The following is a 17651-nucleotide window of genomic DNA, read 5'->3' as shown; positions in this document are numbered from 1 at the left end:
ACAAAAGCCATACATTACGCAGTGCTTCAGTGAAATACTCATTTTTTGACAGACCGAATTACGCAACCTTCGCATAGAAAACACTGCACATCGCAGTTCAAAGCCGCTAAGTTATTAGCGGCTTTAGCCGTTGCTGGTCTGGCTCAGCAGGGAATGGCCGCAGCGCCTGCGCCTAATGCCTTGCCAACGGGTGGACAGGTTGTAGCTGGATCTGCAACTATTGCGACCGCTGGCAACACAATGAACATTAATCAATCATCGCAACGTGCGGTGATCAATTGGAATAGTTTTGATGTGGGTTCAAAAGCAACGGTGAACTTTAATCAACCCAATGCTCAAGCTTCAACCCTGAACTACGTTAATGGCGCTTCCAAATCCATGATTAATGGCGCAGTCAATGCCAATGGTCAGGTTGTTTTTGTAAACAACAATGGCGTAGTGTTTGGTAAGGGTGCTGAGGTGAACGTGGGCGGCATGGTGGCAACCACCATGAATATCTCCGCTACAGAATTTATGTCCGGTAAAGATACTCAAGTTTATGAGGGTGGTACTACTGGCAAGATTATTAATAAAGGCCATATTACTGGTAATAATATTAATAGTTATATTGCACTTATGGCGCCGCAAGTGATTAATACTGGTGTTATTACGGCAACCATGAGTGGTAATAATGCCATTGCATTAGTTGCCGGTCAAAAAGTTACTTTGAAATTCTCTGGCAGTCAATTTGTGAGTGTTTCCGTTGATGCTTCAGTAGTCAATGCATTAATTTCGAATAAATTACTCATTAATGCGGGTAGCGGCCAAGTGATTATCGGTGCCAATGCTGCTCAGAATTTAATGGGTTCACTCATTAAAAATACTGGCACGATTTCTGCATCGGATATTAATACTTCCGGTGGAAAAATCTCATTAACTGCTGACACCATCGAGCAAAGTGGTGTGATTGAAGCCAATTCTGCACAGGCAGCCGGTGGAAATATTAGCCTTAAGGGCAATAACATTACTGTGTCAAGTGGGTCAAAAACCACTGCAACTGGCGCAACTGCTGGCGGTACCATTAATGTTGGCGTGAACAATGCCAACAACCAAACCATTCAAAACGCTGTACAAAATAACGCTGTAGCAAACACCGTTTCTGTACAAACGAACGCGATTGTCGATGCATCAGCTACTCAAAACGGTAATGGTGGAGCTATCAATATTTGGTCGCAAATCAAGACTGCCATTGCTGGAAATCTCTTTGCAAAGGGTGGGGCGCAAAGCGGTAACGGTGGCCTTATTGAGACTAGCTCCAAAGGTAATGTCGCTATTGCATCGAGTGCAGTAGTAGATACCTCCGCTCCCAAGGGTAGAACAGGCATGTGGACGGTTGATCCAATGGCCCTGATCATTGATAGTGCGGCAGCATCGGCTATTAGCAATGCCCTAAATACAACCAGTGTGATCTTAGATGCTACGGGTAGCAATAGTAGCGCTTGCGTATTTGGTTCATGCACCAATAGCCAGTCCGCATTGATTCGGATCATGGCAGGTGCTGACATCTATTCAAGCAATACAGCTACCTCATTAAACTTGATTGCTACTGGCGGGCAGATTGATATCAATAGCAATATCACCGCTGGATCAGTCTATGCAGTGGCTCAGGCAATCAATGTGAACGGATCCATCAACACCAACGGTGGATCCAATTCCAATATTTATTTAGCCGGTGCCATCATTAATATTCTGGGTAATATTAATTCCAACGGTAGCAATAGCAGCAATAGCAGCAATAACAGTAATAATACAAATTCAAATAACTTAAATTCTGCCAACACGATTACTGGTGCAAATCGTCGTAATGGTCAAAATGGATTAACCGCCGATGCCAATACATATTCAAGCAACGGTGGCACTATTAATATCCTATCTACTGGCGATATTAATATCAGCGCTAACAGTTATTTATCTGCTAATGGCGTAAATGGTGGGGTAGTCACAATTGCTTCTACCGGTGGCAATATTAATAACAACGGTATTGTTGATGCATTGGGTAAACAAGCTAATGGTGGCAATATCATGATTGCTGGTGCAAACCAAACCAACTTGATTGGTTCGCTAATGAGTTCCGAAGGTTTAAATGTCGGCGGCATGATTAACTTAGGTCAGATTAATAACCTGGGTAACGGCACAATCCTTGCACCACCAGCAACTGCCCCTCCAGCACTCATTACCTTTGTACAAGATTCAGTAGCAACAGTAGCAGCAGCAACCAGCACAAATAGCATCACCAGCAGCAACATCAATATTGATAGCCAAACTGGCATCAACGCACCAAACGGCAACATCGTCGTATTCGGTGACCAAATTCAGATTAACAACTCCAGCATCACAGCACTAAATGGCACGATTGCTATTGGACGTCCAAGTTATGGGCAGGGAGCCTTAGCTACATTGGTAACAGTTAGCAACTCCACTCTGATTGCCAATCAGGTTGAGACTTCCGGTGACTTGCTCGGCACCGACAATAATAAAGTGACGGCCAGTGAGTGGCTGTTAGACCCAAACAACGTCACAATTGCAGCTGGTACAACGACTGGTGGAACCCTGCCAAATTACATCGCAGGTTTAGCTACCTCAAATGTAAGCATTGCCGATATTCAAACTTCGATTAATGCGGGCACCAGCGTAAAGATTGCGGCTACTGGCACGATTACGCAGGCAGCTGGTTCGGCTTTAACTTTTAATATTGTGTCGGGCAAAACTTCAACTCTGACTTTTGATACCACATCTGGTGCGGTAGGGACAGGAACGAATATATTATTTCAGGGTGGCATTACTTCGACTGGCCCAGGAACCCTGAATTTAAATCTATATAGCAATGGTCAAATCACCGTAAGCGTTGCACCAGCAATCAGCTCAACGAATGGCAAAATCAACATTTCAATGCAGTCCTTCTATACAACCAACTCAACTGGTTGGAATATTATTCTGTATGGTGGGATAGCTACAAGAGGTGGCTTCCTGTCTCTTGATACAACCGGTGGCACTATTGATGCCACGACTGGTGCGATTACTCGTGGTTCAATTAAAGCGGGTGGTATTGAGTTCAACTCAACTAGTTCTGCTACAGGCTTAGTTAGTACCACAACCGATGGCGCGGTTATTGGCACAACGACAACTGGTGGCGCCATTTACCTTGCCACTGGGTATACAGGCGCACAAGGTTCGGTCAACCTAACGGCTAACACTACGATTAATGGTGGAAGTACTATTAATATGGACATCGTCGCTGGAACTGTTGCCTCTGCTGGATACGGATATGTAAGCCCCTTGGGATCTGCATTAAACGCATACGGCAACATTACCATCACATCAAATTCTCTGGGAACCAATAACGATATTTCCCCTGCGGGTAGTACTAGCTCTTATAGGGGTAGTGTCAGTTTTACAGCGAATGACACCATCTCCATTAACGGGTCAATTTGGTTGCAAGGACCCGTTAGCGCTTACAACGGCATTACGTTATCTGCAAATGCATCTGGAGCTACTAATAACGTTGCAACAATTCGAGTTGAATCAGCTGGCACGCTTACCTCAACCAATGGTACGGTAGCCATTAACAGCGCTGCAAATGATGCAGCCGGTATATATGCAGTGAGCGTTTTGGGATTAATTACCGCTCCTCAGGTTTTAATTACTGCAACAGATAGTACTGCGGCGGGTTTAGGTGTTCAGGTAAAGGGTGGCGTCACTATTACAGCTGGAACATACACTGATCCTGGCGATGCTTTTAATATTACTTCTACAGTAGGTACTGCAGGATTAACAGGTGGCATTAGTGTAATAACGGGACCAATTACCAATAATTCCAACGGCGGTAATGTTTCGTTTATTACGAATGGTGACATCACTGCAACTGCTGCAGTTAATTTTGCAACTGCAAATACAACCAATCATGCACAAACCCTTACTTACGACACCAGAACAGGCAATCTAAATAGCCAAATTACAACTGGCACCTTTACATACAATACTACCGGGACACAACCTGTTAACTACGTTGAAGAATCTAACGGATCAAACTTAACTATTGGTGCCACAGCAGTGTCTGGTTACATCACTGTTGATAACACCAATAGTGGGGCCCTTACACCAGCTTCAACGGCGACTAACATGACAACGCTGGCAGGCGTTACTGCTACAGGGAACCTCTCTGCTGGAAATTATATTTACCTCAATGGTCTTAATGACAGCGCAACTGTTGCAGGAGTTGCTTTAGGTGCAAGCACGTTTACTGTAAGTAGCGCCTCAACAGCAACAAGCGCAATTAGGGTTATCGGCAATCACAACGCTGCCAATAAAGGGGCCACTGGCATCACCTCAACAGGAACTATTACAGATAACGCTAATGGCGGCGCAATACTATTTCAATCAAATGCTGCTATTAGTCAAACTGGTGCTGTCACTGTTGCAGCCAATACTACTGGCATAGCTTCGAGCATTACATATGACACAACTTCAGGTACGAGCGCATCTTCTATTGCGTCTGGTGCGCTAACGCTAACTGGTACTGCTAGCGCCTCAAATACCGCAATTAATTACATCGAGAAAGCTGCTGGCGCAACCATTACTGTTGGTGCTATTTCAATGCCGGGGTACATCCTTTTAGACAACACTTATGGCGGTACTGCGGGCGCTGGTAGTACTCCAACCTCCGGATTTATTACGGCAACAAATGCCGCAACATACACAAGCACAGCGGCAAATGGTATTAGCGTAACCGGTAATCTAACCTCTGGAGCATATTCTGGTACGAATGCCATTACTATCAACGGTGCTTCTGGTGGAACTGGAAATGTGGCCTTAAATGGCGGCGTAGTATTGGCCGGAATCGCACAGGCGACAACTGGTAATATCAATATCACCGGAGTAAGTAATTCAACGGCGGGCATTCTTTCGAGTGGTGCTGGCGAATCTTTGACATTGGCTGGTAACGTTAACTATATTGGCGTTACCAATTCCACCACGGGTGCTGCTGCTGTCAATTTTTATACTGGAACTTTAGCAACGGCAGGAATTAATGCGACCGGCAATATCACTGTAAGCGGTTCTGCACTACAAGCAAACTCTGCGTCTGCCGGCATTTCAGTATCTGGCGGCAATTTATTTATTTCCACCGGAAATTCTAGTTTCGCTGGTTATAGTGCTAACACAACACTCAATGTGGTTGGTTATGGGATCAACGTTGTAACTGGAAGCTTCTTCAAGACGGGTGGTGATTTAACTCTTAGTGGTAGCGCAGGTACAGCAAGCACCGGAAACTCAAACGATGGCTTGAAGTTAGCTGGCTTTGTTAATAGCACAGGTGGCAATTTTACTATTCAAGGTGCTATCGCTAGCCCAGCTGCTGTAAGCAATTCATCAGGAACGGTCATTGCTAATGCAGCCTTGGGTGTTGCTGGCAGCGCCGCAACTGCTGCATATTATGGTATTTACACTTTATCTCCAGCGACCTATACATATGGCGGGGTGACTTACAAGGGAATGAATGCGGTAGGCAACATAAGCTTATCTGGTATTAGTAATGGTACAAATCCAACTCCAATTCTGTTGACTGGTACTGACTTTATCACCACTACAACTGGAAACGTTACCATTAATGCAAGTACGACCACATCGATTTCAAATGCAACCCAGGGTGTAGCTTTTTACAATACATCTACTGCAATTAAATCTGCTGGTAGCCTCGCCATCACTGCTAGTTCTGCTTCAAACAATTCCGTATATCAAGGCGGTACATTAAACGCTGTTAGCGGTATTAATGTGACCGGATCTTCAATATTAGGTACATCGTCTGGTTTGTACGGGGCCATCACCAATGCTGGCGCAGTAACCAATACTGGCCCTGGTGGCATTAACTTTAATTCAACAGGAAACTTTACCTCTAGCACGACCGCTATAACCATTACTGATAGTGGTACTGGTGGTATTAGCATTACGGGTGGCCAAGGTATTGCTGCAGGAACAACGACAGGTGGAACTATCACCGCTGTTGGTACATTAGTTAATACTGGCGGTGGCGTCATTTCATTATCTATGGCGCAGCCAACATCTCCTACTGGCGGAACAATTGAAACTGCAGCTGGTGTAACCACTGCCAATGCCTCTACTGCTTCAAATGTTTCTTATAGCAATATTGGCGGCACAATGGGCGCACCAAATGCGGCAACAGTAAATAGTGTTAACTATCGTTCGGTAGCACAGGGTATTGCTGTTACCTTAAAAGCAAGTTACACACAGCCATATGGAACGGCTTATAACAGCGTATTAGCGAATGACTGGTTGCAAAATCCTGCTAATGCAACCGTAACCGTAACTGGGTCGGCAAATTTTGGCGCAACCGCTATCTCTGCAGCTCAAGCGCAAGCGTCATTAATTTTTGCCGGTGCTATTGGGGGAAATAGTAATTTAGTGCAAACGGCAACGAATTTGGATGGAACAACGAGTATCCTGTCCTCTTTGGGTCAAATAGTCACGACAACCGGTGCTGGCAATACATATAGCATCACCCCCAAGGTATTAACCATCACTGGTACTCAATTATCGTCAACCTATAACGGCGTAAGCACATATGAAAATGTAGCGAATGCTGGATATACAGTTGCAGGGTTGGTGACAAACTTTAATTTAGGTACGGTTGCATCTCCAGTTACAGGTGCTGCAACTGGAAATACAGTCAGTAGCGTAACGCACGTTATTCAAACTGGTAGCACTGTTCTCAGTAATACGGCAATTGCTCAGGCCTGTAGTACCGTCAACTGCTATACCGATGCTGTTAGTGCGGCTTTGGGTTCTGGTTTGTCAAATTACACTATTGTCTATGTAAGCGGGACATTCAATGTTGCTAAAGCAGCCTTGAGTATTACGCAAGCAAATACCAATTTGCAAGGAACGGGTTCCACACAAACTGTTACCCCCGCATACAGTGTGAGTGGTTTGGTTGGTGCAGACGCAGTGACTTCGCTAACCACTAATACGCAGACTGGTACTGCCAATGGAACCTATACTGGAACAATAAGTGGTGCAAATGGAGTAGGGTTATCAAACTACACCATTACCTACAACCCTGGTACGCTCACCATTACAAGTAATGCGGTTATAACTATTACCGCTTTGGCCGATACAAAGGTGTATGGGAATTCATTAACAGCTAGCGGCCTTACTTACAGTGGTAGCGGAGTAGCGACGTTTATTAACGGTGTCGGTTACACAATTAGTGGCTTACCCACTGGCGATACCTTAACGGGTTTAACTTTAACTAGCCTAGGTGGAATCTCATCTGCTTCCGTAGGTAGTAACTATGTCATTACACCATCAGGTGCAGCTATTACTGGGGTCGTACCGTATACCCTTAATTACGTTACCGCCTTGATGACAGTAACACCTCGTCCCATTACGATTGCCGCAACACCGATTACAACAACCTATGGAACGCCCGCTACCGTTTCACAAGCTATTACAACGGGGTATACCGTTGGCGGTTCCGGTTTAGGGGCTAGCGATACTCTAACTAGTGTTGCTGTGAACTATGTTAGTGGTGGTACTAGCGCTACAACAGTCCCCGGAACTACTACGGCTGCTACTTATAGCGGCGCAATTGTTCCAAGCGCAGCAACTGGTACTGGTGGATTTAATGCGTCTAACTACACCATCACATACACCCCTGCCAACTTGGTAGTTAATAGATTGGCCGTATCCCTTACTGCCAATGCTCAAAGCACTGTATATGGCACAGAGCTAGCATTGGGAACAACGGCTTACACCAGCAGTCTGTCTAGCTTGCCTAATGGCGACACAATTGCTGGGGTGACCTTGCAGTACAACAGCTCAGCAACTGTTCCTGGTACTACTAACGCGCAAACTTATACAGGTGGAATCGTTGCAAGCAGTGCAACAGGTACTGGCGGGTTTGGAATAACTAACTACGCCATTACTTACAACCCAGGAAATCTGACTGTTACCCCGGCTAATGTAGTGATTTCACCGGTGAACGTTTCAGCATCTGGTCAGACTGTGACGTACAACGGTGCAATTCAGACATTTAATCCTTCTACTGGATTTACCGTAACTGGATTGCAAAATGGTCAAACACCGGTTTTTGGTACAACTGGCCTGGCAAGTGCAACCAATGTGGGCACCTACGCAAATAACATTACCAGCGGCATTATCACTGGCTTAAGTAGCGGTTCTTTATCAAACTACAGCATTAGTGTTTCAGCACAAGGCTCACTCACGATTATTCCGGCGCCATTGACTATTACCGGTGCCACAACCAATGTTGCTTATAGCGGTAGCTTGCAAAATAACGCTAATCCAGTGGTAGTTGGTTTGGTTGGTATTGATACTCAAGTAGGTAATGGCGTCACCGTTACCGGCAAATCTTCAGGCACTAATGCTGGCACCTATAACGATCTCTTATCCGTTGCAGCAGCTGGCGCTACTCAGCTCTCTAACTACACCATTACCAAGACAAATGGTTCATTGGTGATTTCAAAATTGGCTGCCACTGTTACTGGTGCAACTACGGTTAATCCATATACCGGGCTTCTACAAACTAACACCTATACAACCACCGGTATTTTGAGTGGTGATACCGCCAATGTCACTATTGCCGGAAGCGCTGCTGCGACCCACGTATCACAGGGTACAGTGCCAGACGTATTCTCGGTATCGGGTAGTGCAGCTGGAAACTACGCCTTCACCTACGCGCCTGGCTCAATGACCATTACTCCGGTAGCGCTCTCTGTTGTGGGTGCTAATTCCACTCAGGTCTATAACGCGAATACGCAAACGAATACTGTAGCAACTATTACTGGATTAAAAGCCAGTGATACAGTTACTATTGGTGGATCTTATGGTGCCGGTAAAAATGTGGGCATTTATGCTGACGCTTTGACTGTTAGTCTGAGTAATCCAAGTGACTACACAATCGGTGTAACCAATGGATCGATTGCTATTACTCCAGCAACCATTACGATCAGCGGCATTACCGCCAATAACAAGGTCTATAACGCAACAACTGCAGCCACCTTGAACGTTGGAACGATTACCTATAGCGGTGTATTTGCTGGTGATACCGTTTCAGTAAACACCTCTAACTTATCCGGCACCTTCGTAGATAAGAATGTTGGAACAGCTAAAACTGTCAATATTAGTGGGGTAGTACTTGGTGGCAGTTCATCAGCGAACTACCAATTATCTGGTGGTGCTAACACGACGACTACCGCCAATATCACGCCGGCATCATTAACGATCACCGGTAGTGACTTAACAACGACCTATAGCGGCGCAGCACAATCTTTAGCCTCACCAGCGGTTGCTGGAGTGATTGCAGGCGATAACGTACTTGTATCAACGACTGGTGGCACTGGCACAAATGCTGGAACATACAGCACTAGCTACGCTACTAGCGGTATAGATGCTGCTAACTATTCCGTTACTTCGAATACCCCAACGTTGACGATTAACAAGGCATCTTTGGTGATTAGTGCTGACAATAATGGCAAAGTAGTCACCCAAGTAGATCCAAATCCATTATCAGCCACAGTCTCTGGATTGCAAGGCGCCGATACCACTTCAAGCGTATTTGTATCACCATATAGTAATTACAGCGTTTCTCGTGCTGCCGGAGAATCTGCTGGTCCTTATGCTATTACTGTATCTGGCCCAACTACGCTGCAAAACTACAACGTTACTTATACCCCTGGAATATTTACCATTGCTGGGGCTGGTCAATTGCTGGTTAGCATGAATGCGGCAACGACTTCTTACGGTGTTGCTGCTGCACCAACTATTTCTTCGGTTCAGTATGGCTCTTCCGGTGGGTCGGTTTTACATACGCTCACAGTATCTTCTCAGTCAGGGAACGCTATTACCTACACGGACGGTGTTGGTGGATATATCACCATTACCCCTTCTATTAGTGGTGCGACTACAGCATCAAATGTTGGGTCTTACTCATTAGCAACCACCAATACCAATAGCGGCACTACAAACGCAGCCGGAAATTTCACTAGTGTATTGACCGTCGCAAATACCTTAACCATTACACCAGCGCCATTGACGCTCACAGTTGCTGATGTATCTAAAACCTATAACGCCAATGCAGTTACTGCGGCGCAGATTACAGCAGGAACTCTCACAGGTGGCACGATTGGTAGCAATGGAGTTACAGTAACCGGTGGCGCTTTGATGAATAGTCAAACCATTGCTGGTCTAGGTGGTGTTGTGTATACCGGTCCAGCAGTTGGCGCAATTAATGCAAGCTCAACACCATATGCAATCAATGGTTCAGTAGGTAGTGGATTCTCAAACTACGCAGTCACTGTTGTTCCTGGCACGCTGACCGTCAATACTGCACCATTGGTAGTGAATGGTGCGTTGACAACCCGTACCTATAGCGGTGCATCACAGACTAATGCTGCTGCAACAATTGCAGGATTGCAGGGTAGTGATACCTTAACTATTGCTGGTTATGCAACTGGTACTCATGCTGGTACGACAGCAGATGCGTTAGTTGCGACTGGCGCTGCTGCTAGCAACTACAGCATTACCTATAACAATGGCGCATTGACTATTAATCCAGCGGCATTGTTGGTTACTGGCAGCAATAATCAGTACGCCTATAACGGCGCATTACAAACCAATACTGGCGCATCTGTCAGCGGCCTCAAGGGATCTGACACAGCAACAGTTTCTGGATACGCAACTGCTACCCACGTTGCCCAAGGCATTATTCCTGATGTATTGGTAGCTACCGCGTCCAATCCGGCTGACTACGCAGTGACCTATGTACAAGGTAGCTTGCAAATTACGCCAATCGTGATTACGGCAGCGGTCAATACTGCAGCCGTGATGTACAACGCTGCTTCACAAACGACTGGTTTTGTAGTAACAGGTCTCAAGGGCGCTGATACTGCAACTGCAGCCTCTGGCACAGCGACTGGCACTAATGTTGGCACCTATACCAGCAACCTCGTTCTAAGTACGTCAAGTGATTACACCGTTGGCGCTATCACAAACGGCACTTTGACTATTACACCAGCGCCATTAACCATTAGTGCTGGCTTGACTGCTAACAATAAGGTATATGACACTACCAATGCGGCAACCATTGGAGTAACTGGTAATCAAACGCTAGCTGGTGTTCTGGGTACTGATGCAGTTAGTGTTTCATCGACTGGCCCATACACTGGTGCTACCTTTAGTCAATTTAATGTGGGTTCGGATTTAACAGTTACTCCTGCAGCTACTTCAACAGTGATTAATGGTGCTAGCTACACAACGATGGCTGGTGTTACCTTGGGTGGCACAGCAGCAAGTAACTACTACGTTGCTGGAGTAGGGCCACAAACCTTAACTGCGAACATTACGCCTGCACCGTTAACGATTAGTTCTGGCTTAACTGCTAACAATAAGGCTTATGACGGCACTACTGCAGCTACGATTAGCTCCGCTTCTCAAGTATTGGCTGGAGTATTGGGTAGTGATGTAGTTTCTGTAAGTTCATCTGGTTCGTACACAGGTACATTTAGCCAATCAAATGTCGGTACAGGCTTAGCAGTAAGCGCGAGTACTACACCAACTACTATCGCTGGTGGTACTTATAACGCGATGACTGGTGTAACGCTCACAGGTGCAGGTGGCGCACAAGGTAACTACTATGTTGCTGGCTTAAGTGCACCAATTGCTGCCAATATCACGCCTTACGTTATCAATTTTGGTGCTGGCGGCACGGGCCCAAACATTGCTGCTGTAGCAAATAACAAGGTTTACACCTCCACTACTGCGGCCAGTGGTAGCTTAAGTATGGTGAACCTGTTTGGTACGGATTCAGTATCAGTAAGCTATACCAGCGCAGCATTTGTAAATCCAAACGTAGCTACTGGCGCTACCGTTACCTTTAATGGCGTCACTTTATCGGGTGCATCTGCAGCTAACTACAGCATTGGCTCTACACCAGTAACCGCGGCAGCGAATATCACACCTGCATTGCTGACCATAACCGCAGTGGATAAGTCTTCTTTCTATAGCCAGGGCTTGGTAACATTAACCCAGGCCCCAGCAGTAGGGCTCTTAGGTAGCGATACGGTAACAGGCGCAACGATTACCACTACTGCAACCGCTACAGGTGCAAATGCTGCTGTTGGTACATATCCTATTTCGATTAGCGCTGCTACTGGTTCCGGTTTATCAAACTACAGCATTAACTATGTACCAGCAACATACACAATCGTAGGTCCTGGTGGTTTGGTGATTGCTACTAGCGGTGTGACTACTCCTTACGGAACAGGTACCTCTGGCAACATCCTTGCGCCTGCATTGCCAACGGCTACCTATACCACTGGCGGCGCTAATATCAGCTCATTAACTTATGTCAGTTCATCAACTACTGGTGATGTAACGAGCTATGTATTCCGTGATGCCGCACTAAACACGGTGACTTTTAACCTAAGTCCATCCAATACAACTATTAGCACATCTAACAATATTAATGTTGGTAGCTATGCCTACGCAGCTTCGAATCTATCTGCAGTTGCTACCGGCTTAACTTCAGCGGTTCCATCGGGTAATTTCACAGTAACGCCATTGGCTGTAACGATTACTGCTACACCGACAACAAGCATGTATAACGGCAGCACCCAGAATCAATCAGCAGCAACGACTTCACCGGCGATCTTAACTAATGACGAAGTCAATATTAGTGGCATTGCTTCTGGTACAAATGTAGGCATCTACGGCTCGAATTTGTCGACTGCTGGTGCAGATGCTGGTAACTATGCCTTTACCTACGTTAATAAGAACCTGACCATCACGCCATTCATCATTGGCTCAAGTGGAAGTGGCGGCCCAAGTATTGCAGCTACCGCAAACAATAAGGTCTATGACACCACAACGGTAGCCTCTGGCGCATTGGCGATGACAAACTTATTTGCCGGTGATTCCGTATCTGTTGCCTATGCAAACGCTAACTTTGCTACACCTAACGTGGCTAACAGTCTCACGGTAACTTTTGGCGGCGTAACTTTATCTGGTCCTTCGGCTGCTAACTATTCAGTTGCAAGCGTGCCTTCTGCAACAGCTAATATCACTCCTGCGCCATTAATGATTAGCGCTGGCTTGACTGCCAATAACAAGGTCTACGACACAACCAATGCCGCTACGATTGCGGTAACAGGTGCACAATCTTTAGCTGGAGTGCTGGGTACAGACGTAGTGTCAGTAAGAACTACTGGCCCATACACGGGCGCAACGTTTAGTCAGTCCAATGTAGGCTCTGGTTTAACGGTAACACCAGCAACCTCCGTTGTGAATGGTTTAACCACCATGACTGGTGTAACCCTGACGGGCTCGGCAGCAAATAACTACTACGTGGCTGGAGTAGGGCCTCAGACATTAGTGGCCAACATTACACCGGCACCTTTGACTATTAATGCTGGCTTAACTGCCAATAACAAGGCTTACGACGGCACTACTGTAGCTACCATTAGCTCGGCTTCTCAAACGCTAGCTGGCGTATTGACTGCTGATGTGGTTAATGTGGCTGTAAGCTCATCTGGTCCGTATGACGCTACCTTTGCTAGCAAAAATGTAGCTAACGGCATTACCGTGACACCCAATACCACTCCAACAGTGATTGCTGGCGGTACCTATAACGCGATGAGTGGCGTATCACTCACCGGCAGTGCGGCTTCTAATTACTATGTGACCGGTACTACTAGCCCAATTACGGCCAACATCACGCCATATATTATTAATTTTGGTGCTGGTGGTACAGGTCCAAATATCACAGCGCTAGCAGACAGCAAGGTTTATACCTCTACTAATACCGCTAACGGCGTTTTGTCGATGGTCAATTTATTCCCGGGCGATTCAGTAGCGGTTAGCTATGCGACTGCCACTTTTGCTAGTGTGAATGTGGCTAACGGAATTGCCGTGACATTCAACACGCCAACCCTGTCTGGCGCAAGCGCTGCTAATTATTCGATCGGTTCAACTGCAATTACTGCACCAGCCAATATCACTCCAGCGCCACTAACAGTGACCGCAGTCAATCAGTCTTCCTTCTATAGTCAGTCTCTGGCGACCCTAACCCAAGCTCCTGCTGTAGGACTCTTAGGTAACGATACGGTAACAGGCGCAACGATTACGACTACTGCATCTACAACGGGTGCCAATGCCTCGGCTGGCAACTATCCAATAGCCATTAGCGCCGCTACTGGTAGTGGTATCGGAAACTATGCGATTACCTATGTTCCTGCAACCTATACGATAGTTGCCCCTGGTGCCTTGATGATCACAACTGCTGGTGCCACTACACCATATGGCACAAGCACATCAGGCAACATTATTACCCCAGCACAACCAGTTGCCTCCTATAGCACTGGCGGCTCTAATATCAGTCCATTAACATTTGTTAGTGCAACTACAGCTGGCAATGTCACAAGTTATGTATACCGGGATGCGACTAGCGCGTTAGTAAGCTTTAATCTGATCCCAGTCGGCACAACAACCAGCACCTCTGGAAATATTGTTGTGGGTAGCTATGCCTATGCTGCAAGCAATCTAGTTTCTGCAAGCTCTGGGTTGACCTCTGGTTCTGCGATCGCTAGCGGTAACCTCACCGTAACGCCATTAGCTGTCACTATCACTGCTCCAACTACGGCTGCTCTGACATACAACGGTCAAGTTCAGACCCAAGGTCCCGCAGTAGCGTCACCAGTAATTTTGACAAATGACTTGGTAACCGTGTCTGGTGCAGCTAGCGGTAAAAACGTCGGCGTGTACGGTTCGAATTTGGCTGTGAGTGGTGCAGATGCCTCTAATTACACCTTCACCTTAGTCAATAAGAACATCACCATTACGCCTTACGTTATTACGCCTGGCTCAACTACCGGCCCGCATTTGACAACTGCTGCCAATAACAAGGTTTATGACACAACTACTGCAGCAACGGGTAATTTAGCGATGACTGGATTATTCGCGGGAGATTCTGTTGCTGTTAACTACAGCAGTGCTGCCTTTGCTAGTGCCAACGTCAATTTGCCAGCCAGCCCACAAACCGTGACATTTAGTGGTGTGACCTTGTCCGGTGCATCTGCTAGCAATTACTCTATTGGTAGTGGTGCGGTGACTGCAACAGCCAACATTACGCCTGCGCCAGTTACGATCAGTGGTTTGGTTGCAAATAATAAGGTGTACACATCTACCACCGCTGATGTCATTTCAGGCACGCCGATTGTGACTGGTTTGTTAGGGTCTGACTCATCTACAGCTACTGGTACTGCAGTAGGCACTTTTGCCTCACCAAATGTAGCCAATGGTATTTCCGTTGCCGCTGATTTAAGTGGCATGACATTAAGTAATGGCAACTATGTGATTACCGGTTTGACAGCGCCATTAGCGGCAAATATCACACCCGCTCCATTGACGATCAGCTCTGGCTTGGTTGCTCAGAGTAAGGTGTACGACACCACAACTGCAGCAACAATTGCAGCAATTGGTACACAAACACTGACTGGTGTCCTTGGCTCTGATGCAGCGAATTTATCTGTTAGCTCATCTGGTCCATACACGGGTAGCTTTAGTCAGGCAAGTGTTGGCAATGGATTGATTGTTGCTCCAACTACGGCGATAAGCGTGATTAACGGCCAGAGCTATACAACGATGGCGGGCGTGACTTTATCTGGTTCGGCAGCGGGTAATTACTATGTAACTGGCCCAACTACTGCATTAACAGCCAATATCACTCCAGCGCCGTTAACCATTACCGCTATTAATCAAGCCTCATTCGTAACTCAACCTATTGGCGCATTAACTTATGCATCCATTGGCTTACTAGGTAGCGACACGATTTCTACCGTAACCCTGGCAACGGCTGCATCGAATATCCAACCGGCTGGTCAATATGCCATTACCGCATCTAATGCAACTGGAGCAGCAATTGGTAACTACCAAGTAACGTATACGCCAGGCACATACACTATTGTTCCTGCTGGTCAGCTGCTGATTCAGAGTAGTGGGGCAGTGACGCCTTATACAACTGCAGCAACTTTTGCCAACCCAACGGTAGCTTATGCAACTTCTAGTGGCGCTGTGATTAATAATCTTTACCTCACAGCCAGCAGCACGGTAAATGGCATTACAACCTATACCTACTCTGATGGGGCGGGGGCCAGCCTGAGCTTTAACTTTGCGCCTACTAACCCAGTCATGAGTGGCTCTAATAATGTGAGCGTTGGCAACTATGGCCTATCGGCTGCTAACTTTGCTATTACCGGAAATAACATTACTAATATAGCCCCAGTGGTTACTGGCGATTTAACGGTAACCCCACGTGCAATCACGATTACTGCAACGCCTGCCACTTATGTATACAACGGCACTGTTAGGGTATTGGCTAACGCCACTTCCGCGCCAGGTATTGTTGTGGGAGATTTGGTAACGGTTACGGATACAACAGCCGGTAAAAATGTCGGCAAATACTTCTCCGCATTGGCTACGACTGGCACAGATGCTAGAAACTATCAAACAAGCTTTATCAACGCCAATTTGACGATTACTCCATATGTATTGGGATCTGGTGTTGGTGGCCCGGCAATTAGTGCTTCTGCAAATAATAGGGTCTACAACACAACTACTGATGCAACCGGTAGCTTGGCGATGACTAGTTTATTCCCAGGTGATGTTGTGACGGCTAACTTCACAAGTGCATCATTTGCTAGCCCTAACGCTAATAATGGTACGACAGTGACATTTAACGGTGTGAACTTGTCTGGTGCTGCGGCAGCAAACTATGTATTGGGAACCGCGCCGGTAACAACGACAGCCAATATTACTAAGGCGCCCGTGACGATTAGCGGTCTACTTGCTCAGAATAAGGTATTTGATGGCACTACGGCGGCTACCATCGCTGGCAACCCTGTCATTGCGGGTCTATTGGGGTCTGATGTTTCTAGTCTGTCTGGCTCTGTACTCGCTGGATTGTTTGCTAGCTCAAATCCGGCCGATAGAATTTTGGTTAAAGCGATCTTAGATGCCTTAATTTTAGGTAACCCTAACTATTACATTGCTGGTGTGACATTCCCATTGGTTGCAGATATTACAGCTCCACCGCAAGCAATTAATAACATGGCAATTGTGCAGCAGCAAGTTGCACAGGAGTTTGTACAAGAGCGTCCAAAAAACTTGATCTACAAGGGTGATGTGATTTATGTACGCGATAAAGACAATATGCCTGAGTACATGCAGGCTATTGAAGTGCCTAAATCAGGTGCCTTTAAGTTCCCAGTGCCAGATCAAATCGTTCAAGAGTTGATTAACCTCTCTGGAGAGAACGTATCGGCATCAGGTTCACCATCCCCATTTGGCGGTTACAAGTTATTGCTGTTGCCTAAAGGCTGTATGTTAGTTGTCGCATTGCCAGATGGTTCAGCATTGCCATCGGGCATCAAATTTGATGCCGGGACTAAGACCTTTGCCGTACCTAAATTAGGCGAAGTAACCTTACCGTTATCAGTCAAGATTACCTTGATGCGCGGTAATAAGGTTCTTAGCGAGAAGATCATGATGGTTACGAAGTAACCATCACAGCATCTTGGTTATCA

The 17651-nt window shown here is 46.4% G+C and carries 1 protein-coding gene; it reads left to right on the top strand.

The window, feature by feature from the left end; all coding sequences use genetic code 11:
- Positions 1-45 precede the first annotated feature (45 nt).
- Positions 46-17628 carry an S-layer family protein gene (locus ICN40_RS08560; RefSeq protein ID WP_216243412.1) on the top strand — a complete coding sequence of 5861 codons (17583 nt, stop codon included), beginning with the start codon at positions 46-48 and terminating at the stop codon, positions 17626-17628.
- The last annotated feature ends 23 nt before the right edge of the window (positions 17629-17651 follow it).

The organism is Polynucleobacter sp. Fuers-14 (genome assembly GCF_018882045.1).
Taxonomy (GTDB): Bacteria; Pseudomonadota; Gammaproteobacteria; order Burkholderiales; family Burkholderiaceae; genus Polynucleobacter.
Note: the sequence above shows the minus strand (reverse complement) of the source record. Positions and strands in the feature narration are given on the sequence as shown.